This window comes from Sphingomonas sp. PL20 (genome assembly GCF_017875905.1).
Taxonomy (GTDB): domain Bacteria; phylum Pseudomonadota; class Alphaproteobacteria; order Sphingomonadales; family Sphingomonadaceae; genus Sphingomonas; species Sphingomonas echinoides.
Genome location: NZ_JAGINH010000002.1, coordinates 113,040 through 137,286, shown reverse-complemented (window position 1 = coordinate 137,286; position 24,247 = coordinate 113,040). Strand labels below are relative to the sequence as shown.

26 protein-coding genes are annotated in these 24,247 nt (G+C 66.2%); 4 read left to right on the top strand and 22 right to left on the bottom strand.

Annotated elements, in window-relative coordinates; all coding sequences use genetic code 11:
• The first annotated feature begins 41 nt into the window (after positions 1-41).
• Both H4W01_RS00930 and H4W01_RS00925 read left to right on the top strand, forming a co-directional pair.
• Positions 42-713, top strand: a complete 672-nt coding sequence (locus H4W01_RS00930) for a glutathione S-transferase family protein (RefSeq protein WP_209609510.1) — start codon at positions 42-44, stop codon at positions 711-713.
• The gene (locus H4W01_RS00925; protein ID WP_209609509.1) at positions 700-1,047 is read left to right on the top strand and encodes a tRNA-binding protein; all 348 of its coding nucleotides are present in this window, start codon (positions 700-702) and stop codon (positions 1,045-1,047) included. The genes H4W01_RS00930 and H4W01_RS00925 overlap by 14 nt, the downstream gene beginning before the upstream one ends.
• On the opposite strand, the gene H4W01_RS00920 is transcribed toward H4W01_RS00925, so the two are convergent.
• The 11 genes from H4W01_RS00920 to H4W01_RS00870 all read right to left on the bottom strand — a co-directional run bounded on the left by H4W01_RS00920 (position 1,039) and on the right by H4W01_RS00870 (position 9,937).
• Positions 1,039-2,523, bottom strand: a complete 1,485-nt coding sequence (locus tag H4W01_RS00920) for a hypothetical protein (protein WP_209609508.1) — start codon at positions 2,521-2,523, stop codon at positions 1,039-1,041. The two genes, H4W01_RS00925 and H4W01_RS00920, sit on opposite strands and share 9 nt — an antisense overlap.
• Positions 2,524-2,527: 4 nt before the next feature.
• The gene (locus tag H4W01_RS00915; protein WP_209609507.1) at positions 2,528-3,043 is read right to left on the bottom strand and encodes a DUF2306 domain-containing protein; all 516 of its coding nucleotides are present in this window, start codon (positions 3,041-3,043) and stop codon (positions 2,528-2,530) included.
• Positions 3,044-3,068: 25 nt separating this feature from the next.
• Positions 3,069-3,494, bottom strand: coding sequence for a hypothetical protein (locus H4W01_RS00910; RefSeq protein WP_209609506.1), 426 nt, complete (start codon positions 3,492-3,494; stop codon positions 3,069-3,071).
• A gap of 14 nt (positions 3,495-3,508) precedes the next feature.
• On the bottom strand, positions 3,509-4,045 hold the full coding sequence (locus H4W01_RS00905) for a demethoxyubiquinone hydroxylase family protein (protein ID WP_010406504.1): 537 nt from the start codon (positions 4,043-4,045) through the stop codon (positions 3,509-3,511).
• Positions 4,042-4,515: a disulfide bond formation protein B gene (locus H4W01_RS00900; protein WP_209609505.1), complete on the bottom strand. Its 474-nt coding sequence runs from the start codon at positions 4,513-4,515 to the stop codon at positions 4,042-4,044. The genes H4W01_RS00905 and H4W01_RS00900 overlap by 4 nt, the downstream gene beginning before the upstream one ends.
• A 3-nt stretch (positions 4,516-4,518) precedes the next feature.
• Positions 4,519-5,856: a S41 family peptidase gene (locus tag H4W01_RS00895; RefSeq protein WP_010406502.1), complete on the bottom strand. Its 1,338-nt coding sequence runs from the start codon at positions 5,854-5,856 to the stop codon at positions 4,519-4,521.
• 93 nt (positions 5,857-5,949) lie between these two features.
• Positions 5,950-7,131, bottom strand: a complete 1,182-nt coding sequence (locus H4W01_RS00890; RefSeq protein ID WP_209609504.1) for a murein hydrolase activator EnvC family protein — start codon at positions 7,129-7,131, stop codon at positions 5,950-5,952.
• 1 nt (position 7,132) lies between these two features.
• Positions 7,133-7,555, bottom strand: coding sequence for a 23S rRNA (pseudouridine(1915)-N(3))-methyltransferase RlmH (locus tag H4W01_RS00885; protein WP_209609503.1), 423 nt, complete (start codon positions 7,553-7,555; stop codon positions 7,133-7,135).
• Positions 7,556-7,629: 74 nt separating this feature from the next.
• Entirely contained in the window at positions 7,630-8,031 is a 402-nt protein-coding gene (rsfS, locus tag H4W01_RS00880; RefSeq protein WP_209609502.1) for a ribosome silencing factor, read from the bottom strand.
• A gap of 8 nt (positions 8,032-8,039) precedes the next feature.
• Entirely contained in the window at positions 8,040-8,705 is a 666-nt protein-coding gene (locus H4W01_RS00875; protein WP_209609501.1) for a nicotinate-nucleotide adenylyltransferase, read from the bottom strand.
• Positions 8,669-9,937, bottom strand: coding sequence for a glutamate-5-semialdehyde dehydrogenase (locus H4W01_RS00870; RefSeq protein WP_209609500.1), 1,269 nt, complete (start codon positions 9,935-9,937; stop codon positions 8,669-8,671). Before H4W01_RS00870 ends, H4W01_RS00875 begins: the two co-directional genes overlap by 37 nt.
• A gap of 78 nt (positions 9,938-10,015) precedes the next feature.
• On the opposite strand from H4W01_RS00870, the gene H4W01_RS00865 reads away from it, so the two are divergent.
• Positions 10,016-11,077, top strand: coding sequence for a DUF3667 domain-containing protein (locus H4W01_RS00865; RefSeq protein ID WP_334685098.1), 1,062 nt, complete (start codon positions 10,016-10,018; stop codon positions 11,075-11,077).
• 96 nt (positions 11,078-11,173) lie between these two features.
• Here H4W01_RS00865 and ftsH read toward each other — a convergent pair whose 3' ends face one another.
• From ftsH to ruvB, 6 genes are all read right to left on the bottom strand, one after another.
• Positions 11,174-13,138 carry an ATP-dependent zinc metalloprotease FtsH gene (gene ftsH / locus H4W01_RS00860; RefSeq protein ID WP_010406494.1) on the bottom strand — a complete coding sequence of 655 codons (1,965 nt, stop codon included), beginning with the start codon at positions 13,136-13,138 and terminating at the stop codon, positions 11,174-11,176.
• An 81-nt stretch (positions 13,139-13,219) separates the two neighbouring features.
• Positions 13,220-14,218: a tRNA lysidine(34) synthetase TilS gene (gene tilS, locus H4W01_RS00855; RefSeq protein WP_209609498.1), complete on the bottom strand. Its 999-nt coding sequence runs from the start codon at positions 14,216-14,218 to the stop codon at positions 13,220-13,222.
• 7 nt (positions 14,219-14,225) lie between these two features.
• Positions 14,226-15,227: a tetratricopeptide repeat protein gene (locus H4W01_RS00850; RefSeq protein ID WP_209609497.1), complete on the bottom strand. Its 1,002-nt coding sequence runs from the start codon at positions 15,225-15,227 to the stop codon at positions 14,226-14,228.
• A 58-nt stretch (positions 15,228-15,285) separates the two neighbouring features.
• Positions 15,286-16,263, bottom strand: coding sequence for a helix-turn-helix domain-containing protein (locus H4W01_RS00845; protein WP_209609496.1), 978 nt, complete (start codon positions 16,261-16,263; stop codon positions 15,286-15,288).
• Positions 16,264-16,372: 109 nt separating this feature from the next.
• Positions 16,373-18,643: a phosphoenolpyruvate--protein phosphotransferase gene (gene ptsP / locus H4W01_RS00840; RefSeq protein WP_209609495.1), complete on the bottom strand. Its 2,271-nt coding sequence runs from the start codon at positions 18,641-18,643 to the stop codon at positions 16,373-16,375.
• 182 nt (positions 18,644-18,825) lie between these two features.
• Entirely contained in the window at positions 18,826-19,848 is a 1,023-nt protein-coding gene (ruvB, locus tag H4W01_RS00835) for a Holliday junction branch migration DNA helicase RuvB (protein WP_209609494.1), read from the bottom strand.
• 59 nt (positions 19,849-19,907) lie between these two features.
• On the opposite strand from ruvB, the gene H4W01_RS00830 reads away from it, so the two are divergent.
• Complete coding sequence (locus H4W01_RS00830; protein ID WP_209609493.1) at positions 19,908-20,810, top strand: 2-hydroxyacid dehydrogenase; 903 nt, start codon at positions 19,908-19,910, stop codon at positions 20,808-20,810.
• Positions 20,811-20,829: 19 nt separating this feature from the next.
• Here the strand turns inward: H4W01_RS00830 and ruvA are convergent, their stop codons facing one another.
• From ruvA to H4W01_RS00805, 5 genes are all read right to left on the bottom strand, one after another.
• Positions 20,830-21,423 carry a Holliday junction branch migration protein RuvA gene (gene ruvA, locus H4W01_RS00825; protein ID WP_209609492.1) on the bottom strand — a complete coding sequence of 198 codons (594 nt, stop codon included), beginning with the start codon at positions 21,421-21,423 and terminating at the stop codon, positions 20,830-20,832.
• A gap of 216 nt (positions 21,424-21,639) precedes the next feature.
• A complete protein-coding gene (gene ruvC / locus H4W01_RS00820; protein ID WP_209609491.1) occupies positions 21,640-22,125 on the bottom strand; it encodes a crossover junction endodeoxyribonuclease RuvC in 486 nt (161 codons plus the stop codon).
• Between the two features lie 706 nt (positions 22,126-22,831).
• Complete coding sequence (locus tag H4W01_RS00815) at positions 22,832-23,575, bottom strand: YebC/PmpR family DNA-binding transcriptional regulator (protein ID WP_010406479.1); 744 nt, start codon at positions 23,573-23,575, stop codon at positions 22,832-22,834.
• Positions 23,576-23,649: 74 nt separating this feature from the next.
• Positions 23,650-23,889 carry a DUF2312 domain-containing protein gene (locus tag H4W01_RS00810; protein ID WP_126845419.1) on the bottom strand — a complete coding sequence of 80 codons (240 nt, stop codon included), beginning with the start codon at positions 23,887-23,889 and terminating at the stop codon, positions 23,650-23,652.
• 63 nt (positions 23,890-23,952) lie between these two features.
• Positions 23,953-24,246, bottom strand: coding sequence for a DUF1244 domain-containing protein (locus H4W01_RS00805; protein ID WP_209609490.1), 294 nt, complete (start codon positions 24,244-24,246; stop codon positions 23,953-23,955).
• Position 24,247: the final 1 nt, after the last annotated feature.

Genomic DNA, 24,247 nt, shown 5'->3' with positions numbered 1-24,247 from the left:
GCCATCTTCCCCCGCCGCCGCGCAGCTTCTACGACGGGCCTATGTGGCAACTCTTTCAATTCCCGCTCTGCCCGTTTTCGCGCAAGGTGCGCCTGCTGCTGGGGGAAAAGGGCGTCGGCTGCGAGCTCATCCGCGAAAACCCGTGGGAGCAGCGCGACGAATTCCTCGACATGAATCCGGCGGGCCAGGTGCCGGTGATGACGGACAAGCAGCGCAGCATCCGCCTGATGGATTCGATGGCGATTTGCGAATATCTTGAGGAAACCGTCGAGAAGAACGCGATGCTCAACGGCACCGCCGTCAACCGCGCCGAAATCCGCCGTCTCGTGGCTTGGTTCGATTCGCAATTCTTCGCCGATATCGTGGCACCGCTGCTGCACGAACGCATGGAAAAGCGGCTGGTCACCAAGGAGCCGCCCGACGCGCGCAAGCTGCGCGACGCGATGAAGGCGGCGGTGCGGCACCTCGATTATACCGATTATCTGCTCGACCATCATAATTGGATGGCAGGATCGACGATGAGCCTGGCCGACCTCGCCGCCGCCGCGCAGATTTCGGTCGCCGATTATCTCGGCGGTATCGACTGGAAGAATCACGAACAGACCGCGAAATGGTATCGCGGGTTCAAGAGCCGCCCGAGCTTCCGCCCGTTGCTGTCCGAGCGGATGGAAGGGATCGTTCCTCCAAAACACTATGACGATGTCGATTTCTGAGCGCGTCACCTTCGACGAATTCCTGAAGCTCGACATTCGCGTCGGGACGATCGTCGAGGCCTTGCCCTTCCCGGAGGCGCGCAAACCGGCCTATCGGTTGAAGATCGATTTCGGGCCGGAGATCGGGATCAAACGCTCCTCGGCGCAAATCACCAAGCGCTACACGCTGGAGGAATTGCCGGGGCAGCAGGTGGCGGCGGTGGTGAACTTTCCGCCGCGCCAGATCGGCCCGGTCCTGTCCGAAGTGCTGACGCTGGGCTTTCCCGATGCGGAGGGCGAGGTCGTGCTGGTGCAACCCACCCTCCCCGTGCCCAATGGCGGGCGTTTATACTGACGGCGCGAGCCGCCGGTCGCGCTCCGCGGCCCGTGTCCACCACAGGATCAGCCCCAGCATCGGCAACGCCACGTCGAGATATAAGGCAAAGCCAAACCAAGGCTGCCAGCCCCAATAGACATTGGCCAACGTGTTGAACTTGCCGTGCGCGAACAGGCCGACAAAATTGCGCGTCCATACCGGCGTCGCCATGTTTTCCGGCGCGAAGATGTCGGTCGATGCGATCACCAGATTGAGGATCATCGACAGCCCGAGCAGCGCCACCGCCGCACGCTTCGCCGCGCGCGATCGCAGCGAGGCCCAGAACGGGGCGAGACCAAGCGCCAGAAAGGGAATCGCCGGCACCGAATGGCGCGGCCCGGTTGAGGCACCGCCATCCCAATAGGCGTAGGAGGCATTGAGCAAGAGCACGATGCCGATCACACAAACCGCCAAGATGCCGAAGTCGCGAGTCCGCCGGTCGCGCAGCCAATAGACCACACCCACCCCGCCCATCACGAGCGCCGGTGCCACCCACACCAGGCCGCGCCGCAGGCCAAGCGTGATGCCGAGCAGCGCTTCCGGTTTTGGGTAGGTCAGCCCGAACAGCCCCTGATTCATCCCGCTAAACCCGACCACGCCGCGATAGCCGGTCATGAACGGCGTCCCGAACGCGAACTGATTATAGGCCAGCATCGGCAGCACCGCGACCACCGCAGACGCAACCGCCAGCGCATACAATCGCCACCGCATCGGCCACACCACCCCCCGGCTGCGCCACAAGGCCCATAGCCCGATGGCAAGGCCGCCCAAGGCCGCCTGAAATTCCACCGCAACCCCCCAGCCAAGCGCCAACCCGGCCATCACCGGATAGCGCCAGCGGCCAAGCTCCGTCGCGCCCGACGTGCCACGCCAGATCGCCCAGGTCGCGATCAGAAACAGCGCCGCGACCGAGGCATGGCCGAACATCGTGGTCGACCAGCCCCATATCACCGACCCCAAGGCATACCCCAGCGCCGCAAACAGCCCGGCGGCCGGGCTGCCGGTGAGGCCAGTGCCGAAATCGAACAGCAGCACCGTCGCAAAGGCCGTCAACAGCGCCGACCCGAATGCCACCGCCAGCCACAAGCGCAGCCGCAGGAAATTGGCGAGCCGGAGATTGGTGATGTCGATCACTTCATCATAGGATTGCGCACCCGCCAGGCGATCGGCCGCCCAAACCACCGGGGCCGCCATCAGCGTCATGCCCGGCGCTTTATCCATATAATAATGGGTGCCGGTCTTGGTTTCGAACTGCGCCTTGTCGATCGTCAGCGTCTCGTAACGATCGATCGTCGCCTCGCCGCGCTCGACCAGCGCGAGCGCGCCAAACAGGCGCGTGGCGTTATTGGGGTTGAGTTCGAACGAACCGAACCACACGCACGACAGCCACACGAGCGCGAACAGCAGGAGCGCCGCCGCATGCGGAGCGCGAACGGTCGTGTCAGGCTCGCTCATGAAATCAGGCAAACAGCCATTGGCCAAGCAAGCGCCCGAACGGGAGGGTGAAAAAGCCCGCAATCAGCAGTGCACCCGTCACCATCCCGCGCACTTGCCGTCGGTGCGAGGCGATACGGTGGTTGCGCGCGCTCCACCAGAGCAAGGGTGCGGCGATCACGACATAGGCCGAAATGATATGGATGACGCTGAAACGCCCGTGATTGGTGGAGCGCACGAAGAAGGATTCAACCGCCGTCAGGACCATGGCGACGACCCAAATCATGCCCAGGATCCGGTGCGGCCTGTCCCCGCGGGGCCGCAGCATCATCACCGGCGTCAGCACCAGCGCCAGCATCACCGTGGCGAGATGGCCCCAGATGACGAGCGGCACCCCGCCCCACCTTGGATATCCCTTGGCGAGCGCGACCATGATGGTCCCGAACAACACCAACGCAGCGATGGCGAGAACTTTCTCATAAGCATCGGCCGCGAGCGGCTTTATCGTCTTGTCGCGTGTCAGGACGTTCCCGCGCGCCATGCCACCCCCTTGCACGCTCAAACGATCACGGCAGCGAGGCTTCGATGGCGCGTTGGTCGGCTTTGGCTTCCTGCTTTTCCCGCTTGTAGGTGCGCCCGGCCTGCGCGAAGCAGCCGGTCGACCCGCCGGCACCGACCGTCGAGCAACTGCCGATGCCCGATGCGCCGACCCGGTCACTGGCCGCCGCCCGCGATGCCCAGCTTTCATTTTCGGGCGTGACCTTCAGTTCGCGCAATTCCTTGGGGATACGGAACTGCTCGCCCGGCTTGCGGCGAACGCACACCACGATTTCATTGCCATCGGCATCGGTCGGGCACTTTTGCGTGCCGTAGATCACCAGTGTCGGCACCGGCACATTCTGCGCGGCAAGCGGCGCGGGCGCGACGCCCCCGAGGCCAAATCCACTTAGCACCGCCGCCGCCAACACTGTCTTCGTCGTCAGGTTCGCCATGATCCTGTCTCCCGTCAAATCCGTTTCGCGGTCGCGATGGCGACCTTGCAGCCCAGCCGGATGACCGCGCTGAGCAGCGGATATCCAACAGCGTTTTCCGCACCCGCCGCCAGCGCCGTTTCGCGATGTTCGACCTCTTCGGCCTGAAAATCGCGGATGGCGGCGGAAAGCTCCGGATCGCTATCCCCTAGCACATCGAGTTGCTCGGCATAATGCTTGTCGATCTCGGTTTCTACGGCAGCGGTGCACGCCATCGCGGCTTCAGGGCCCATCGCCGCTGTCACCGCACCGAGCGCAAAACCCGCCACATCCCAGAACGGCTGCAGCACGGTTGGCCGCACACTGCGCCGCGCCATCATCGAATCGAAGAACGCGCGGTGGCGCTCCTCCTGATTGGCCATGCCCGCAACCGCGCGTGCCGCCGGGCTGCGATCGCCCAGCACCGCTAGCTGCCCCGCGTAGATGCGCGTCGCACCATATTCGCCAGCTTGATCGACCCGCACCATCGCTGCGGTCGCGCGCTTCGGGTCGCCGGGTTTCCAGCGGGTCATGCTGCCTTCCTCCGCATCAGCGCGAAGATGGTGAACGCACCGACACTCGAAAAGAGCGCATTGTACCCGGCGAGCGAGACATGGAACAACGTCCACTGCGCCACGTCGCAGCGGATGATCGGCGCGTTCATGATGCTGTCGAGCGTGATCGGGCCCGAAACCGTCGAAGTGCAAGCCGTGACGCCCGCCCACCAATGATATTCGACCCCGGCATGATAAACCCCGATCAGGCCGCTGACCAGAATCGCCAACGCCGCCAGCCCGACGAGCGCGGTCCGCGCCACGCGTCCCGGCACGACAAACGCAAGCGCCGCCAGCACCAGCGCCGCGATGTGCGGATAACGCTGCCACCAGCACATCTCGCACGGATAGAGCTTGCCGATATATTGAAAGGCCAGCGCCCCGCCGAGCAACGCCAGCGGGATGAGCAATGCCAGCAAACGCGCGGCGCGAAAACGGTCCCGGATCATCGCTTACTTCGCCGCCGTCACGGATTGGGTGGACGACAGCCGCGCGAGCGTCTTCAGCGCATAGCTCAGCTGAAAGTCATCGACCCCCTTGGCTTTCAACTCGTCTGCGGTCGCGGCAAAGCGCGGATCGACCTTGCCGTCTTCCTCCAGCGCGCCGTTATTGGCCTTCACTTCGTTGATGAGATGCCGCCGCAAATCATCCTCGCGGAACACGGGCCGCGATTTGTAATCGGGGTCGGAAAGCTGCGGCACCGCGATATCGGGCTCGATCCCGCCCTCCTGCACCGATCGGCCGGACGGGGTATAATAACGCGAGGTGGTCAAGCGCAGCGCGGCATTGTCGCCAAGATCGATCACCGTCTGCACCGATCCCTTGCCGAACGAGCGTTCGCCCATCACCAGCGCGCGGTGATGATCCTGCAGCGCGCCCGCGACGATTTCGGAGGCCGATGCGGTGCCTGCGTTGGTCAGCACGATGATCGGTACGCCATGCGCGAGATCGCCCTTCACATAAGATTCGGCGTAGAACGGTTCGATATCGGCCTTGTCGCGCCCGCGCTGCGAGACGATTTCACCGCTGCTGAGGAAATTGTCGGCAACCGCGATCGATTCGTCGCGGAGCCCCCCGCCATTGTCGCGCAGATCAATGATGTAGCCGAGCGGATCGTGGCCGAGCTGCTTGACGATGCCGCGGATCGCGCCCGTCACCGCTTCGCCGGTATGTTCCGAAAAGGCAGTGATGGTGATGACCCCAACGCCGTCCTTGACGCTCCATTTGACGGGCTTCTGCACGATCTTCTCGCGCACCAGCGTCACCTGAATCGGCTTGTCGCGGCCTGGACGCAGCAGCGTCAGCGCGACCTTGGTGCCCGGCGCGCCGCGCATCTTCTGGATCGATTCATCCAGTGAATCGCCAAAGATCAATTTGCCGTCGATATGGGTGATATAGTCGCCCGACTTGATCCCGGCGCGCGCGCCCGGCGCATCGGGCTGTGGCGACATCACCTTGACCGCGCCATCCTCCATCGTGACGGTGAGGCCAAGGCCGCCATAGCTGCCCATCGTCTGGATCTTGAGATTGTCGTAATCGAGCCCGGTCTCATACGCGCTGTGCGGATCGAGCGCGGCGAGCATTCCCTGGATCGCGCCCTTGACCAGCACCTTATCGTCGACCTTGTCGACATATTCCGCCTTCACGCGGTTGAACACGTCGAGAAACACCGACATTTCGCGGTACGTGCCGGTGTCAACCGCCGCCATTGCGCTGGTGCCGATCGGCACAATGGCCAGCACCGCAGCAATCGCGGAGGCCTGAAACAGCGAGGTGGTGAAGCGCGACATCGTTTCGATACTCGTACGAGCAAGAGGGTATCGCCGCACCGTAGCGGGGTTTCGTCGCAGAGCAAAGCATGGTCGCCCTGAACGCAGCGTGACTCAGCCGATCAGCGCGGTCATGTCCACCGCGCGATCGCGCCGCCTTAGCTCGACCGTCACGCGCGGCGCTTCGCCGCGCTGGGCCTGACCGATCGGCGCGCCCTGCCCGACCGCCTCGCCGATCCGCACGCTGACGCTGGCGAGCCCGGCCACCAGCGAGGTCCAGCCGCCGCCATGATCGATGATGACGATCGCCCCATAATCGCGAAACGGCCCGGCAAAGGCGATGCGTCCGGCGGCGGGCGCGACGACTTGCGCACCCGCGAGCGGTGCCAGCGTCAGCCCGCGCGACCGCACCCCCGCCGCCGACACTTCGCCCAGCCCGGTCACGATTTTGCCCTGGACCGGCAGGCGATAGGGCGGGGCGGCGTTCGACCAATGCATCGGGTCAATCGGCGCGGCGGCTTCGCCCGGCCGTGGCGGGCGCGGCAACGGCCCCGGCAGCGATTGCAGGCTCTCGCGCGTCGCCGCCTGATTGCCGATCGTATCCATCAAATCGACGATGTCGCGCGCCTTTTCGCCGAGCGCGATCGCCCGATCGGATTCGAACAGCGCGTCGCGCCCAAGGGTGCGCGAACGCAAACGGTGCTCCGCCTCCAACCGCGTCAGCGCGAGCCGTTGTGCCTCCAGCCGCGCGCGACTTTCGGCCAGCGCCCGCGTCGCCAGCGCGGCTTGCTCCTGCAGCGCACGCGTCTGGGCCAGATCGGCGCGGACATCGGCGGTGCGCGCGCGGATGACTGGCAGCGTGCTGGACAGCACCGCGCGGACATGGACCAGATCATCGACCGAGCCAGGCTGGACCATACTGATGACGGCGGGACGCCGCGCGAGCGACTGCAGCGCCGCCATCAGCCGCGCGACCGGCGCTTGTTTCACGGCGAGGCGCGCGCGCTGGTCGGCCAGCAACGTGTCGATGATCGCGATCCGTGCTTGCCCGGCGGCGATATCGGCCTCGGCCTGTTGAATGCGGGCCGCGACGGCGGCTTCTTGGGCGCGGGCTTGGGCAGCCTGGTCACGCTCGATGGCGGCGGCGCGTTCCAGCCCGGCCGACCGCGCGGCAGCGGCGGCCGATTGCGCCTTGGCCTCGGCCAGTCGCTGGCGTTGGTCGGCGGTATCCTGCGCCGGTGCCACACTCGCACCCGCCAGTGCCACCGCTCCGATCAAAAAACCCCGCCCGCGCATCTTACCCCTCGCGGTGATAAGGATGGTTGGCGAGAATGCTGATTGCACGGTACAATTGCTCCGCCAGCATCGCGCGCGCCAGCAAATGCGGCCAAGTCGCCCGCCCGAAGCTCAGCAGCACATCGGCCTCGGCGCGCTGCGCATCGTCAAAGCCATCCGCCGCCCCGATCAGGAAGCGCGCCTCGCGCACCCCGCCATCGCGCCACTTCTCCAGCGTCGCGGCAAGGTCGCGCGAGGGCAGCACCTGCCCCGTCTCATCAAGCATCACCACGCGGGTGCCAGGCTCGACCGGGGGCATCTTGCCGCCGGTATCGGGCAGTTCGGTCATCTTAAACGGCCAGGCCAGCCGTTTGACATAGCGCTCGACCAATTCGGCCTCCGGCCCGCGCCCGATCCGACCACGGGCGACGATGTGGAGCAGCATTGGTTACTCCGTTGCGAGATGTCTTAGCCCACGACGTCCCCGGCGAAGGCCGGGGGAGGCAGAAGATATTGCGATCAACCCTCGGCCGTCGGCACGACCGGCGGCGTCGGCGCATCGCCAAACGCCCACATCCGTTCCAGATTGTAGAAGGTGCGCACTTCGGGGCGGAACAGATGCACGATCACGTCACCGGCATCGAGCAGCACCCAATCGGCGGTCGGCAAACCTTCGATGCGGGTCGGGCGGCCAAGCTCGCCCTTGATCTTTTCGGCGAGCTTCTGCGCCATCGACGCGACCTGACGGGTCGACCGCCCGCTGGCGATGACCATATAATCCGCGATGCTCGATTTGCCCGCAAGCGGAATCGAGATGGTGTCGACCGCCTGATCGTCGTCGAGCGACGCGAGCACGAGCCGATGCAGCGCCTCGACCTCATCGGGTTCGGACGCGCGATAAACAGGAGAAGATGAGGCCAAGACGATTCCTATGCAGAAGGTGGAGACGGTTCATCTGGCAGGAAATGCCGCTGCCAGGCGGGGTCGGCAGCACGAAGCTGCGTCGCGGAGTGCGGGTCGGGGCGGAAGCGCAACAGCACGAGTGCCGGCAATCTCCACTGCGTCCAGTTCTTCGCCTGGTGTGCGGGCCGACGTGCGCGCCGCAACCAGCCCATCGCGGGAGCCGCGAGAGCAGCATGTTCATACCCCGGACGCGCGATAACCGCAATCGGAACCTCACGCGCGATCCGGCGCCACCCTTTCCACTGGTCAAACTGCGCGAGATTGTCCGATCCCATCAGCCAGATGAACTGCTTCTTGGGATAGATTCGCCTCAATTTGGTGACGGTGTCGACGGTGTAGCGCGTGCCGAGATGCTGTTCGATCGCGCTCACCCGGATCGGCGCGTGCCGCGCGACGCGCGTGGCCGAGGCGAAGCGCGCGGCGAACGGGGCCATGTCGCCGCTCTTCTCCTTCAACGGATTGCCCGGCGACACCAGCCACCACACTTCATCGAGCGCGAGCGCGTCGAGCGCCGCTAGGCTGATCGCGCGGTGCCCCGCATGCGCTGGATTGAACGAACCGCCGAGAATGCCGATGCGCGTCCGTGTCGGCGTCTTCAACCGCGCACCTGCCCGGTGCCATAGCCAACCCATTTGTAGGTGGTCAGCCCTTCCAGTGCGACCGGGCCGCGTGCGTGCAACCGTCCGGTGGCAATGCCGATTTCAGCACCGAGCCCAAACTCCCCGCCATCGGCAAATTGCGTGGAGGCGTTCCATAGCACGATCGCGCTGTCCACTTCGGCCAGGAAGCGCGTCGCGACGCTTTCATCCGCCGCGACGATCGCGTCGGTGTGGTGCGAGCTGTGCCGCGCGATGAAGCGCAATGCCCCTTCCAGCCCGTCGACCAGACCCGCCGACGCGATCGCCTCGAGATATTCGGTGTCCCAATCCATATCGGTCGTCGGCACGAGATCGGGTATCAGTGCGCGCAAGCCGGGGCCACCGCGCACCTCGCACCCGGCGTCGCGCAACGCGGAGACCAGCCCCACCGGATCGGGATAGGCGCGATCGATCAGCAAAGTCTCCATCGCGCCGCACACGCCGGTGCGCCGCATCTTGGCATCAACGACAATCGCGCGCGCCATCGCGGGATCGGCCGAGGCATCGACATAGATGTGGTTGATGCCGTCGAGATGCGCGAGCACGGGCACGCGCGCTTCCGCCTGGACGCGCGCGACCAGCCCCTTGCCGCCGCGCGGAACGATCAAGTCGATCGCACCGGTGCCCGATGCTCCGTCCGCCGCCAGCATCGCACCGACGGCGGCGCGGTCAGTGGTCGGCACCAATTGCGCGGCATCGGCGGGAATGCCTTTGGCCACCAGGCCCGACACGAGCGCGGCGTGGATCGCGCGGTTGCTCTCAATCGCTTCGGAGCCCCCGCGCAGGATGACGGCGTTGCCCGCCATCACCGCGAGTGCGGCGGCATCGGCGGTCACGTTCGGGCGGCTCTCATAGATGATGCCGATCACCCCGATCGGCACGCGTACGCGGCGCAGACGCAAGCCGTTGGGGCGCTCGCGCTCATCGATGATCGCGCCGACCGGATCGGCCAGGCCCGCAACGGCGGCAACGCCGTCCGCCATCGCCGCCACGCGCCCGGCATCGAGCTTCAGCCGGTCGAGCATCGCGTTCGACAGCCCCGCTTCCGTCGCCTTGGCCATATCGGTGGCATTGGCGGCGAGGATCTGCGGCGCGGCATCGCGCAGCGCCTGTGCGGCCGCGCGGAGCGCTGCCGCCTTGGTCGCGGTCGGCAGCGTCGCCAGCGTACGGGCGGCGACGCGGGCGCGGTTGGTCATGTCGGCGAGCAGAGTCGTGGCATCGGTCATGACACAGGCGGTATCACGAGCATATGGCCTCCCGCAAAAGCTATCGCATTCGCAAAAGCCGCTGCTATGCTTGGCCCCATGTCGGGGGAAATCGGGGCAGCGGGCGATATCGCAACGGGCATGCTGATTGGCCGTGTGGCCGAGCCGCATGCTGGCGAGATCGTCCACCGCGCCCATGAGCATGGGCTTTGCCTGAATTGCGGAACGTCGCTGCAGGGCGATTTCTGCCACGCCTGCGGTCAGGCGGGGCATGTCCACCGCTCGCTCCATTCCATCGGCCATGATCTGCTCCACGGGGTCTTCCACTTCGAAGGCAAGATCTGGCGCACCTTGCCGATGCTGGCGTTCCACCCCGGTGCACTGACGCGGCGCTACATTGCCGGCGAGCGCGCGCGCTTCGTCTCGCCGCTCGCGCTGTTCCTGTTTTCGGTGTTCCTGATGTTCGCGACGATCCACGCGCTTGCCGGGGAAGGCGGCGTCGGCATGCCACCCGAGGCGCGGACCAAGGCAGTCGAGAACATCGACGCGAACCTCGCCAAGGGCAAAGCGCAGCTCGCCGAGCTGCAAGCGACGCCCAATGCCCCCGGCGCGGCTGAGAAAATCGCTGAGGTGAAGGACGATATGACCTCGCTCACCGCAGCGCGCAATGTGATGTCGGGCAAGGCCGCGCAGGACATTCCGCTCAGCTTCGACGACGTCCACACCAGCTGGCACGCGCTCGACAAGGGGCTGGCCAAGGCGAGGGAGAATCCGGGGCTGGTGCTCTACAAGCTGCAATCGAGCGCGTATAAATATAGCTGGGCGCTGATCCCGATCTCAACGCCGTTCGTGGCCTTGCTGTTTCTGTGGCGGCGGCGCTTCCAGATGTATGATCACGCGATCTTCGTGACCTATTCGATCGCCTTCATGATGATGTTGGTGGTGGCGCTGACGCTGCTGTCGAGCGCTGGTGTATCGTATTGGCTGATCGAGCGCGCGGCGCTGATCATCCCTCCTGTCCATATGTTCGCGCAATTGCGCGGTGCTTATAGCCTGCGCAAGCGATCGGCGCTGTGGCGCACGGTTGCGTTGCTGATCTTCGCCTGGGTTGCGTTGCTCGCCTTCGTCGCGATGCTGCTTGTGATGGGGCTGATGGAATAGCCCTCCGCCCCGTCGCCACCCGATCCCCGCAGCACAGGAAAAAGGCCGCGTCCGATATGTCGGACGCGGCCTTTTCTTGCCTCGGAGAGCGGAACGTCAGGCCCCGGCGGGTGCCGGATTACCGAAGCCGCTGCCGCCCTTGGGCTTGCGCGTCTTGGGGATCGAGGTACCCGCGCCGGGCACCGATGGCGATTTGGGGCCATCGTCGCGGCTGATGCTGCCCTCGGCGACGAGCTTCAGGATCTCATCGCCCGACAGCGTCTCATATTCGAGCAAGGCCCCTGCCAGCAGGTGCAGCTGGTCGATATGCTCCGTCAGGAGATGCTTGGCGCGGTCGAGCCCGCCCTGGACGATCGCCTTGATCTCATCGTCGATCAGTTGCGCGGTCTGGTTGGACATGCGCACCGGCTGCGAATTCGAATAGCCAAGGAAGGATTCGCCTTCGGGCTGAGCATATTCGACCGGGCCGACCTTGTCGGACATGCCCCATTTGGTGACCATGTCGCGCGCCAGGCCGGTGGCATATTGAATGTCCGACGAAGCACCAGACGACACCTTGTCATAGCCGAAGATCACTTCCTCGGCGACGCGCCCGCCCATCGACACGGCAAGGTTGGCGTACATCTTGTCGCGGTGATAGCTGTACGAATCGCGCTCCGGCAGGCGCATCACCATGCCCAGCGCGCGGCCGCGCGGGATGATCGTCGCCTTGTGGATCGGATCAGATGCCGCTTCGTGGATCGAGACGATCGCGTGGCCGGCCTCGTGATAGGCCGTCATCCGCTTTTCTTCGTCGGTCATCACCATCGAGCGCCGTTCGGCACCCATCATGACCTTGTCCTTGGCTTCCTCAAACTCGCTCATCGCGACCAGCCGCTTGCCCTTGCGGGCGGCCAGCAGAGCAGCTTCGTTGACCAGATTGGCAAGATCGGCACCCGAGAAGCCGGGCGTACCGCGGGCGATGACGCGCGCATCGACGTCGGGTGCCAGCGGCACCTTCTTCATATGCACTTCGAGGATCTTCACGCGGCCTTCGATATCGGGCCGGGGCACGACCACTTGGCGATCGAACCGGCCCGGACGCAGCAAGGCTGGGTCGAGCACGTCCGGTCGGTTGGTGGCGGCAATGATGATGATGCCTTCGTTCGCCTCGAACCCGTCCATCTCGACCAGCAACTGGTTGAGCGTCTGTTCGCGCTCGTCATTGCCATTGCCGAGGCCAGCACCACGATGGCGACCAACCGCGTCGATTTCGTCGATGAAGACGATGCACGGGGCCGACTTCTTGGCCTGTTCGAACATGTCGCGCACCCGGCTGGCGCCGACACCGACGAACATCTCGACGAAATCCGAACCCGAAATGGTGAAGAACGGCACGCCCGCCTCACCCGCGATCGCGCGGGCGAGCAGCGTCTTGCCGGTGCCAGGCGAGCCGACCAGCAGCGCGCCCTTGGGGATCTTGCCGCCGAGGCGCGCAAATTTGGTCGGGTCCTTGAGGAACTCGACGATCTCCTGCAGTTCCTCACGCGCTTCATCGATGCCAGCGACATCATCGAAGGTCACGCGGCCTTCCTTCTGCGTCAGCATCTTGGCGCGGCTCTTGCCAAAGCCCATCGCGCCCGAGCCGGTGTTCTTCTGCATCTGGCGCAGCACGAAATAGCCAAGACCGAGGAACAGGAAGAAGGGCAGCGAATTGACCAACAGGATCTGCCAGATCGGCGCGCCCTCTTCGGGCTTGGCACTGATCACCACGCCCTTTTCGCGCAGGCGATCGGTCAGGCGCGGGTCCTGCGGCGCGAAGGTGCGGAATTTGGTGGTGTCGTTATACGTGCCCGTGACGACTTCGCCGGCGATGTTCACATCGTGCACCGCGCCGCTCTCGACCTTGTCGAGGAAGGCCGAATAGGGGATCTGCGCCGCAGCCGCGCCGGGCTCGCGATTGCCGATCAGCGCGACGAACAGTGCCAGCGCGACGAGGATGCCAACCCAGATGAGCAGCGACTTCATCCACGGGTTGGGCCCGCCAGTGTCGGAGCCGGGCTGCTTGTCGTTGTCGTTCATGCGGAAACGTACCTTTCTCGATCTCTCAAGATAGGCGCGTGCGGATTAATGGCAATGGAATGTGCCAAGCAAATTCGTCGATCAGAGCGCGCGACGCGGTGGTTGCGGGGCAAAACGCCACACTTTTCCCCGCACCGACACCATGATTCCCCCCTGAGTCGCGGTCGTGCCCGCCAAGAGCGCGTCCAGCAGCGGTTCGATATTGGTCGAGTCGTCGAAGATTGGGCGGAGGATACCGTTGGCCGCGCGCACCGAATGGATCGCGGAACGGCACATCCGGCGTTGCACCTCACGCGGCAGATCGGACAGGTCCAGCCAGCTTTGCAGGTCGGGATCGTCAATCCGTTCGGGCGTGACCTTGCGCGTCGTCCATAGCCACGCCTCGATCTCGCGCAGCGTCGCATCGGCCTCGGCGACATACGCAGCCGAGCGTGCGACCTGCGCGGCATCAAGCCACGGCGTGTCCCGCAGCAGCGCGCGAAACCGCGTGCGGTCATAATGCGGGTCGGCATTGCTGGGGTCATCGACGAAGGGCACCGCCGCCGCCACCGCCAACGCCCGCAACTCGGATACGCGCCAGCCGAGCAAGGGGCGAACAAGGTCGATTTCGCGGCGGTGTCGGACACGGATGCCCGCCAGCCCGGCGACACCCGACCCGCGTGCGGCGCGCATCAGGAAGGTTTCGGCCTGATCATCGGCATGGTGCGCGGTGGCAAGGCAGCGCGCGCCGATCTCAACCGCCCAACGTACCAGCAAATCATAGCGTACCGCCCTCGCGTGCGCCTGTACCGAAGCTGGGCCGATCAGCTCTGCCACCACCAGCGTGGTGTGCGGCACGCCAGCGTCGGCACACCAATCGGCAACCATCCGCGCCTCCGCAGCAGCGGCGGCGCGCAAGCGGTGATCGACCGTGGCGGCATGGACTTGCCCCGGAAAGGCCGCCGCCGCGAGCGCGAGCATCGCCATGCTGTCGGGCCCGCCCGACACCGCCAGCGCGATCGGCGCACCGGGCGGGACGACACCGCCCAGCACCTGCGCAAGATCACCGCCGAACCGCTCGACCGCTGCCCGGTCGAGCATGCTCATCTCACGAACAATTGGCCGCCGCGCGGCCCTTGGCGACGCCGGCCTTCATCTTGGGGTCGGCATCGACCTTGGCACCGTAAGTCCGCGTCAGCTCGGTATAGACCTTGCACACTTGTGCGGCGGGCTTGTCGAGTTTCACCAGTGCCTGAGCCAGATAATAAAGGCTTTCGGGCGCGCGGTCGCCATCGGGCCACTTCTTGTAATTGTCGTAAAAGGCAAGGCTGGCGAGCGACGGCTTGCCATCTTCCAGATACGACCGACCCAGCAGATTCTGCGCATAGCTCGCGCGCTTGTGGGTCGGGAATTTGGTGGTGACGATGGTGAACTGCGCCTCAGCCTCAGGATACAGCTTGGCCGCCCACAGCCGATAGCCGTAGAGATAGGTGTCTTCGGCAGCGTCCCCCGTGTCCGGCCGATCGATCGCGGCGAGCTTCGCCCCGCGTTCGGGATCCTTCGCAACAACCGTGCGCACGACCGGCGGCGGGGTCACACCGCCCTTGGTCGGGGCTGGCCTGGCCGCCGTCGGTTTGTCGGAGGGGCGGTCCGCTGCGGGGCGTACCGGAGTGGGGCGATCGTCCGCACCGGGCGACTGGATCGGTGCGGGCTCTGCTGCGGCCGCCGCTGCGGCAGCGGCAGCCGCTGCATTGGCTTCAAGCGTCTTCAGTCGCCCCTCGACCAGTTGCAGGCGATGCTGATTGGTCTCGATTTGCGCGGTCATGCCGCGCAACTGCGTTTCCAGCGAATCGACGCGCGCGGTCAGGTCCGCGACCGGGCTGGTGGGCGAGCCCGACAGGATCGTGTCCGGGTTGGTCGGCTGGTTCTCGGGCTGGACATATTGCCCGCTTCCGCCCGGAAAGACCTTGCGCTGCACCGCGCGCATCTCGCCTTCGAGCCGGTCCACCCGACCCTCAATTGCAGCGCCGGTCGTGCGCTGGGCAAACGCGGGTTGGGGGGCCAGGGCGGTTCCAGCCACGACCAGTGCAGAGATCAGATACGTGCGCATTCGACACCCCCCGGTGTAAATAAAAATCGCGCAACGAACATCGCCATTGCGCAGACGATCATGGTTTCGGCGTCGCGCCCGGCGTGGGCCCGGTCGGCTCCGGGGCGACGGGTGCGGGTGCAGCGATATTGAGCGGCGGCTCGACCGAGGCCGAACCCGCACGATCGCGATGCGCGGCGGGGCTTGCCGTGCTCCGCGACGCCGCACGCGTTGGCGCGGTGGGCGACGGGGATGCCGCCGCACCCTGATCAGGCTGTGCCGCGCCGCGCGCACCGAGCGTCGCCGCATCGATCGGGACGTCCTTGATCGCAACCTTGCCATCGCCAAGCGGCGCGACCTGCGTTCCGCCCACCGTCACCTGCACTTTATCCGGCCGCCCGACATTGATCATCGGGCCGACAGCATCGCCGGGCACCGCATAGGTGTCCCCGGCCTTCATCGTGCCGATGAACAAGGTCTTTCCAGCCTTGTCATACACTTTCAGCCAGACTTCGTCGGTCGCGGTCAGCACCACTGCGCCCGACGGTGCGGCAGCGACGGGCGTTGCCGTCGGCGCAGTCGCAACCGCCGTGCTTGGTTCCGCAGCGGGGGCTGGCAGAACGCTCTCCTCACCGTGAAACAGGTTGGTGCCGTAAAACACCCCGACCCCAACCAGCAGCACGATCGCCACCAACAAGGTCGCGATGGCCAGTCCCCGCGTCGGCACGCGCGAGGGTTCGTCGATCTGATAGGCTTCATATTCGGTGCGGCGCACCGCATTGGGCTGATCGCTGGCACCGCGCACCTCGCGCGCGATCGCAACTTCGTCGATCCCGACCGCGCGGGCATAGGCCTTGGCGAAACCGACCGAATAGGTGATCGAGGGCAAGGTCGCATAATTGCCGAGTTCGATCGCCTCGAGCTGGCGCACCGGCACGCGCGTCCGCGCCGCAATCTCGGCGAGGGACAAGCCCTGCGCCTCGCGCGCTTCGCGCAGCTTTTCCCCGGCAGTCTTGGGGAACAGCGTCGCCTCTTCGGACGGTAACGGATCGGTCATGCGTCTCTCCGGCAGGATGGGTGCGGCCCAATCTCTGTCCTGCCCTGCAATCGTGTCTCACAAAGGGGGGCAGACAAGTCAACGCCCTGTCGCATCCTCCATCGCCCGATCACGCCAGTTCAACGCCGTTTTCGGTCGCCCAGGCCAAAAGCGCGCCGCGCATATCGCGCGGAGGGGCCTTGAGCAGCGCCACCATATGCGCCGTCAACGCCGCGCGATCGAGCGAGCGCACCATTGCCTTGATCGGGCCGACCGCGGCGGGGGTGATCGACAGGCGGTCGATCCCGAGCCCGATCAGCGCCATCGCTTCCAACGGACGGCCGCCCATTTCGCCGCAGACGGTCAACTGCACGCCCGCCGCCCGCGTTGGCTCGACCAGCTTGAGCAGGAAGCGCAGGATCGCGGCGCTCAGCCAATCATAACGTTCGGCGAGCTTTGGGTTGGCGCGATCGGCGGCGAACAGGAATTGCGTCAGATCATTGGTGCCGACCGAGAGGAACGCGATGTTGGGCAGCAGCAAGTCGAGCTGTTCGGCGAGCGCCGGCACTTCCAGCATCGCGCCATAGCGGATCTCGGTCGGCAGCTTCTTGCCACGCGCACCCAGCCAGTCGCGCTGCGCCTCGAACAAAGCGCGCGCCTCGTCAAACTCCCACGGTTCGCTGACCATCGGGAACATCACGTTGAGCGTGCGCCCGGCAGCGGCCTCCAGCAGCGCGCGCGCCTGGACCTTCATCAAACCGCCGCGTTCGAGCGCGAGGCGCAGCGCGCGCCAGCCCATCGCCGGATTCTCCTCGTCGGCATCTTCCTTGTTGAGATAGGGCAGCGCCTTGTCGCCGCCGATATCGACCGTGCGGAACACCACGGGTCGATCGCCCGCTGCATCGAGCACGTCGCGGTACAGCCGCTGCTGGCGTTCGCGCGAGGGCAAGGTGGCGGAGACGAGGAACTGGAATTCGGTGCGGAACAGGCCGATGCCGTCGGCACCGGTCACGTCGAGCGCCGACACGTCATCGCGCAAGCCCGCATTGACCATCACCGTCAGCCGGTGCCCGTCCTTGGTGACCGGCGCCTCGCTCTTCAGCGCAGCGAACACCGCACGGCGTTTCTGGCGCAGTTCGAGGGCGGTCTCGAACGCTTCCTCCATCGCTGCCGAGGGGCGCGCGAACACATTGCCCGCAGTCACGTCGAGCAACAGCAGATCGCCCTCGCCGATCAGCCGCCGCACGTCGCGCACCCGGCCAAGCACCGGCACGCCCATCGCACGGGCGACGATGGTGACGTGCGCCGTCAGCGACCCTTCTTCGAGCAGCACGCCCTTCAGCCGCCGCCGATCATATTCGAGCAGTTCGGCCGGCCCCAGATTGCGCGCGATCAGGATGGTGTCCTGCCGCAAGCCCATTTGCGCGGCGGTGCCCATTTGCCCCGAGACGATCCGCAACAGCCGGTTCGAGAGATCCTCAAGATCGTGCATCCGGTCGGCCAGCAAGGGATCGTCGATCTGGCGCATCCGCATCCGGGTGCGCTGCTGCACGCGCTCGATCGCGGCTTCCGCCGTCAGCCCGGAATCGATCGCTTCGTTGATGCGCCGCGCCCAGCCCTCATCATAAGCGAACATCTTATAGGTCTCGAGCACCTCTTCATGCTCGCCGCCGACGCCGAACTCGGCTTGCGCGGCGATGCGCTCAATCTGCTCGCGCATCTTGTCGAACGCGGCATAGACGCGGTGGCGCTCGGCCTCGGTATCCTCGGCGACGATATGTTCGACATGGACGCGCGGCTGATGGAACACGGCATACCCGCTCGCCATGCCGTCGACGAGCTTCAGCCCGGCGATGCGCATCGGCGCGGTCGATTGCGGGCGCATCGTCGCGGCACCGCTGGCGTCGACCAGTTCGGCATTGGCGATCAGTTCGCTCAGCACCATCGCCACGGTCTGCAACGCTTCGATCTCGACCTCGTCATATTTGCGCGGGTCGACATGCTGGACCGACAGCACCCCCACCGCGCGTTCGCGCCGGATGATCGGTACGCCGGCAAAGCTGCGGAACTTTTCCTCGCCGGTTTCGGGATTGTGAACGAAATCAGGATGGCTCGCCGCTTCGTCGAGATTGAGCATCTCGACGGTCTGCGCGATCGTGCCGACCAGGCCTTCGCCGAGCGCCAGCTTGGTGACATGCACCGCCTCCTGCGCCAGCCCGCGCGTGGCATAGAGTTCGAGCACGCCCTCGCGCAGCAGGTAGATCGAGCAGACCTCGCTCACCATCGCCTCACCGACGATGTTGACCACTGCATTGAGCTTGGCCTGCGCGGGCGTGCGCGACGCCATCACGTCGTGCAGACGACGGAGAATTTCGCGGGCGGAGGCGGCGGCGCTTGGCATGGTACCCGGCTAACAGATTGGTGCAGGGCTTGGCTATCGTGCGCCGCACAAGATTTGTTTGGGGGACGCTTTCTTATCCCCCTCCCGCGTGCGGGAGGGGTTAGGGGGGGGGCTTTGTGTACGTGCCGTTTCCCCGTTCACGCTGCCCTCCCCCAGCCCCTCCCACAAGTGGGAGGGGAGTTTTAAACGTCGAACAGGCTTTCCTGCGCGCCTTCTGGCGGGGTGAGGCCGAGATGCTTCCACCCGCCTGCATTGAGGCAGCGCCCGCGCGCGGTGCGCGCGATCAGGCCGAGTTGGATGAGATAGGGCTCGATCACTTCCTCGACCGTGTCGCGCGGTTCGCTGAGGCCGGCCGCGAGTGTCTCCACGCCGACCGGGCCACCGCGATAAATGTCGGCGATCATCATCAGATAGCGCCGGTCCATCGCGTCGAGCCCGAGCCGATCCACTTCCAGCCGGTTGAGCGCGGCATCGGCGGCGCGCGCATCGACTTGGGTCTGCCCGGCGGCATGGGCAAAATCGCGCACCCGCCGCAACAGCCGCCCGGCGATGCGCGGCGTGCCGCGCGAACGCCGCGCCACCTCGGTCGCGCCATCGGGCGAGATGGCGAGGCCGAGCAACCCCGCCGCGCGCGTGACCACGCTGGTCAATTCCTCGACCGTGTAGAAAGACAGCCGCACCGGAATGCCGAAACGATCGCGAAGCGGCGTGGTGAGCAAGCCCTGCCGCGTCGTCGCGCCGATCAGCGTGAAGCGCGGCAAATCGATCCGTACCGAGCGCGCGCTCGGCCCCTCGCCGATCATCAGATCGAGCGCGCGGTCCTCCATTGCGGGATAAAGCACCTCCTCGACCGCCGGTTGCAGACGGTGGATCTCGTCGATGAACAGCACGTCGCCATCTTCGAGATTGGTGAGCAAGGCGGCGAGATCCCCCGATTTGGCGATCACCGGGCCCGAAGTGGCGCGGAAGCCAACGCCCATTTCGCGCGCGACGATCTGCGCCAGCGTGGTCTTGCCCAGGCCCGGCGGGCCGAAGAACAGGACATGATCCAGCGCATCGCCGCGCGCACGCGCCGCGCTGATGAAGATCCGCAGATTCTCGCGCGCCGCCTTTTGTCCCACGAAATCATCGAGCGACTTCGGGCGCAGCGCGGCGTCGACGTCCTCGGCCGTGCGGGCGGGGGTGAGGAGGCGGTCGTCGGTCATGATAGGGCGATAGCGTGCGGTGGCTGGGCGCGGCAAGGCACAGCGGCTAAGGGAGCGACATGACTGCCCTGCCCGATCTGTTCGTCGCCTCGCCGCTGGCACCCAGCCTGATCGCCGCGCTGGAGGCGCGCTTCACGCTGCACCGCGATGCGCCGCCGGTTACGACGCGCGCGATCGTCGGTGGCGGGATGACGCGGCTCGACGCTGCGATGATCGCCACGTTGCCCGCACTCGAAATCGTCGCGATCCATGGTGTCGGGCATGATCGCATCGATCTGGCGGCAGCTAAGGCGCGCGGCGTGCGCGTGACCACCACGCCCGACGTGCTGACCGAGGATGTCGCCGATCTCGCCATCGCCTTGTGGCTGGCGGTCGAGCGGCGGGTGGCCGCCAACGATGCGGTGGTGCGCGGTGGCGGCTGGGGCGTGCCGCTCGGCCGGCGCGCAAGCGGGCGCGCGATCGGCATCTTCGGGCTGGGCATGATCGGCCAGGCGATCGCGCGGCGGGCCGCGCCGTTCGGGGGCGAAATCCTCTATACCGCGCGCCACGCCAAGCCGGAGCTGCCGTGGCGTTTCGTGCCCGACATCGCTGCGCTGGCCGAGGCGAGCGACGTGCTGATCCTCGCCGCGCCGGGCGGGGCCGCGACGGAGGGCATTGTCGATGCGGGGGTGCTCGAACGGCTGGGGCGCGGTGGCGTTTTGATCAATATCGCGCGCGGCAGTCTGGTGGACGAAGCCGCGCTGATCGCCGCGCTGGAGCAGGGCGTGATCGCCGGCGCAGGCCTGGACGTGTTCGCCGACGAACCGCGGGTGCCGGACGCCCTGAAAGCGATGCCGCAGGTCGTGCTCGCCCCGCATCAGGGCAGCGCCACGATCGAGGGCCGCGCCGCGATGGAGGCGCTGGTGCTGGCCAATCTCGACGCGCACTTTGCGGGCAAGGCCTTGCCGACGGCGATCGTGTAGCGCCCGCACCGGCGGCTGGTCACTTCGCCGCCTTGCGCAGGGCGAGGCGCACCAGCGCATCCAGCGTCGCGCCAGCGCCCAGTTCCTCCTCCGCCGCGGCGACAGCGCCGCTGGCTTCGGCGGGGCGGAAACCGAGGTTGAGCAGCGCCGAGACCGCATCCGCGCCCGCGCCGACCGGGGCCACCGTTACGCCCGCGCTGCCGATGGCGACGCCGCCGATCTTGTCCTTCAATTCGCGCACGATGCGTTCGGCGAGTTTTGGCCCCACGCCATTGGCGCGGGCGACCATCGCCTTGTCCTGCGCGGCGATCGCGCGCGACAGATCGGCGGGGTCGAGCGCCGACAGGATCGCCAGCGCGACGCGTGCGCCCACGCCCTGCACGCCGGTGAGCAAGCGGAACCAGTCGCGCTCCGAGGCGGTCGCGAAGCCGACCAGGCGGATAAAGTCTTCGGCGACCAGCATTTCGGTGTGGAGCATCACCGCCTCGCCGACCGGGCCGATCGCGCTCAGCGTGCGCGACGAGCAGCCGACGAGATAGCCGACGCCGCCGACATCGACCACGGCATGATCGAGCCCGGTCGCATCGAGGCGGCCCTTCAAATGCGCGATCATCGCGGCCGCCCGTTCCTGGCATAAGCGGTGCCAGAATCGCCGCGGAAGTCCACAAAGTCCACACTACGTCCCCGCCTTTTTGCCCCCGCAAACGCTTTTGCAGGGCAGGCGGCGGACGGCGACCGGGCGGGTGCGGAGTGGGAGGCGAAAGGAACGGGCACGCGTGGTACGTAACCGGAACAGGACGGGGTAGGAAAGCGAAATCGGAGGGCGCAATCAGGGCATGCGCCGCGCGCTCGCCAGATGGTGCGCGTGGCAGATCGCCACCGCCAGCGCGTCCGCCGCATCGGGGCCGTCGATCTTTACGCCGGGCAGCAAGCGGCTGACCATCGCATGGACTTGCACCTTTTCCGCGCCGCCGACGCCGACCACCGCCTTCTTGATGAGCCGCGTGGCATATTCGCCGACATCGAGCCCGGCGCGCGCGCCCGCGCACAGCACCACGCCGCGCGCCTGGCCGAGCTTCAGCGTGGATTGCGGGTTGGCGTTGACGAACACTTCCTCGACCGCGCACGCATCGGGCGCGTGATCGATCAGCAGCGCGCTCAACATCGCGTCGAGATGCGCGAGGCGGCGCGGGAGCGGCGCGGCGGTGTCGGTCTTGAGCTTGCCATTGGCGACATGGCTGAGCCGGTTGCCCTCGGCGCGGATCAGGCCCCAGCCGGTGATGCCGAGGCCTGGGTCGAGGCCGAGGATCAGCATGGTTTTGGGTCCACGCGAAGGCGCGAAGCCGCGAAGAAGGGTGTTCGCGCGGAGACGCGGAGGCGCGGAGAGGAAAGAGGAGAAAGTGCGTTTGCGACGCACTCCCCGTCACCCCGGGCTTGTCCCGGGGTCCACCGATCGCCGAGACCATCGGCCGCAGGATAAGCGGCGCGGTGGATGCCGGGACGAGCCCGGCATGACGGGAGGGGACTGGCGGTCGACACGCGGCGCAGCATCTCCGCGCCTCCGCGCCTCGGCGCGAACCTATTTTCACTTCGCGTCTTCGCGCCTTCGCGTGAACAGATCGGGCGACTGTTCAGGGTCAGCATTTGGGAAGACTCCACGCGAAGCCGCGAAGGCGCAAAGAAGGGTGTTCGCGCGGAGGCGCGGAGACGCGGAGAGGGTTCACGGACCGCGCGCGCGGCGTCACCCCGGGCTTGTCCCGGGGTCCACCGATCGCCGAGACCATCGCCCACAGGATAAGCGGCACGGTGGATGCCGGCACGAGCCCGGCATGACGGGAGGGAACTGTCTGTGGATGCTGGTTGCACCGTCTCCGCGCCTCCGCGGCTCCGCGCGAACCGGATCCCGCTTCGCGGCTTTGCGGCTTCGCGTGAGCACAGGCTCAGCGAGAGGAGGGACCATTGCAACACGGGGAAGCCATGCCCTCCCCTAGCCCCTCCCGCAAGCGGGAGGGGAAAGACGGTCAGCCGAGTTTCTCGAGGATCGCGTCGGACACTTCGTAATTGCCCCACACGGTCTGCACGTCATCATCGTCGTCGAGCACGTCGATCAGCTTGAACAACGTTACCGCGTCCTCCTCGCTGACTTCGACCATGGTCTGCGGCCGCCAGGCGAGCTTGGCGCCTTCGGGTTCGCCCAGCACCGGGGTGAGCGCCGTCACGACTTCGTGCAGCGATTCGTTCGAGGTCCAGATTTCATGGCCCTCCTCGCTCGACTGCACGTCCTCGGCACCGGCCTCAAGCGCTGCCTCGAACACCTTTTCGGCATCGCCCGCGGACGCCGGATAGGAGATCAGGCCCATCCGGTCGAACGCATGGCTGACCGAGCCCGATGCGCCGAGGTTGCCGCCATTCTTGGCCATGCCGGTGCGCACGTTGGTGGCGGTGCGGTTGCGGTTGTCGGTGAGCGCCTCGATGATCAGCGAAACGCCGCCGGGGCCGAAGCCTTCGTAGCGGATTTCCTCGTAATTCTCGGTGTCGCCCTTCGACGCCTTGTCGATCGCGCGCTGGATATTGTCCTTGGGCATCGACTGCGCCTTGGCGGCGTTGATCGCCATGCGCAGGCGCGGGTTCATGTCCGGATCGGGCAAGCCCATCTTGGCGGCGACGGTGATTTCGCGGCTGAGCTTGGAAAACATGCCCGAGCGCTTCTTATCTTGCGCGCCCTTGCGGTACATGATGTTCTTATATTTGGAATGGCCTGCCATGCTTACCCCGCAAAGTGGTACTTTGCGGGGACCCCTTAAGGCGTTTGTGGTCCCCGCTCAATGTTGGTGGTGCCTCAGTCTAGCCCGAGCGCCTGCTTGTACGTCTCGAGCAGCGCCTCGGCCTCGTCGCGGTGATGCTTTTCCATCTTGCGCAGGCGGACGATGGTGCGGATGGTCTTGACGTCGAAGCCGGTCGATTTGGCTTCGCCGTACACGTCCTTAATGTCGTCGGCGATGCCCTTCTTTTCCTCTTCGAGGCGCTCGATGCGCTCGATCAGCAGGCGGAGTTGGTCGGCGGCGATGATGTCGCTCACGGCGTTGTTCCCTGAATGTGAATCACTGAAAGGGGCGCGCTTTAGGACAGCGCGCGCGCGCCGTCACGCATTCTTCGCGACGCTTTGGCGCATCCGCTCCAACTGCGCGGGGGTCGCCTCGCTCTGATGCGCGGCTTTCCACTGCGCATAGGGCATGCCGTAAATCACTTCGCGCGCGGCGTCCTTGGTGATCGTGCCGTCGGCTTCCTCCACCCAGTCCGACAGGCAGTTGCGGCAGAAGCCGGCAAGCCCCATCAAATCAATGTTTTGCGCATCCTCGCGGTGGCGCAGATGCCGCACCAGCCGCCGGAACGCCGCCGCCGCCACGGCATCATCAAGAGTCTCCAAATCGGCCATT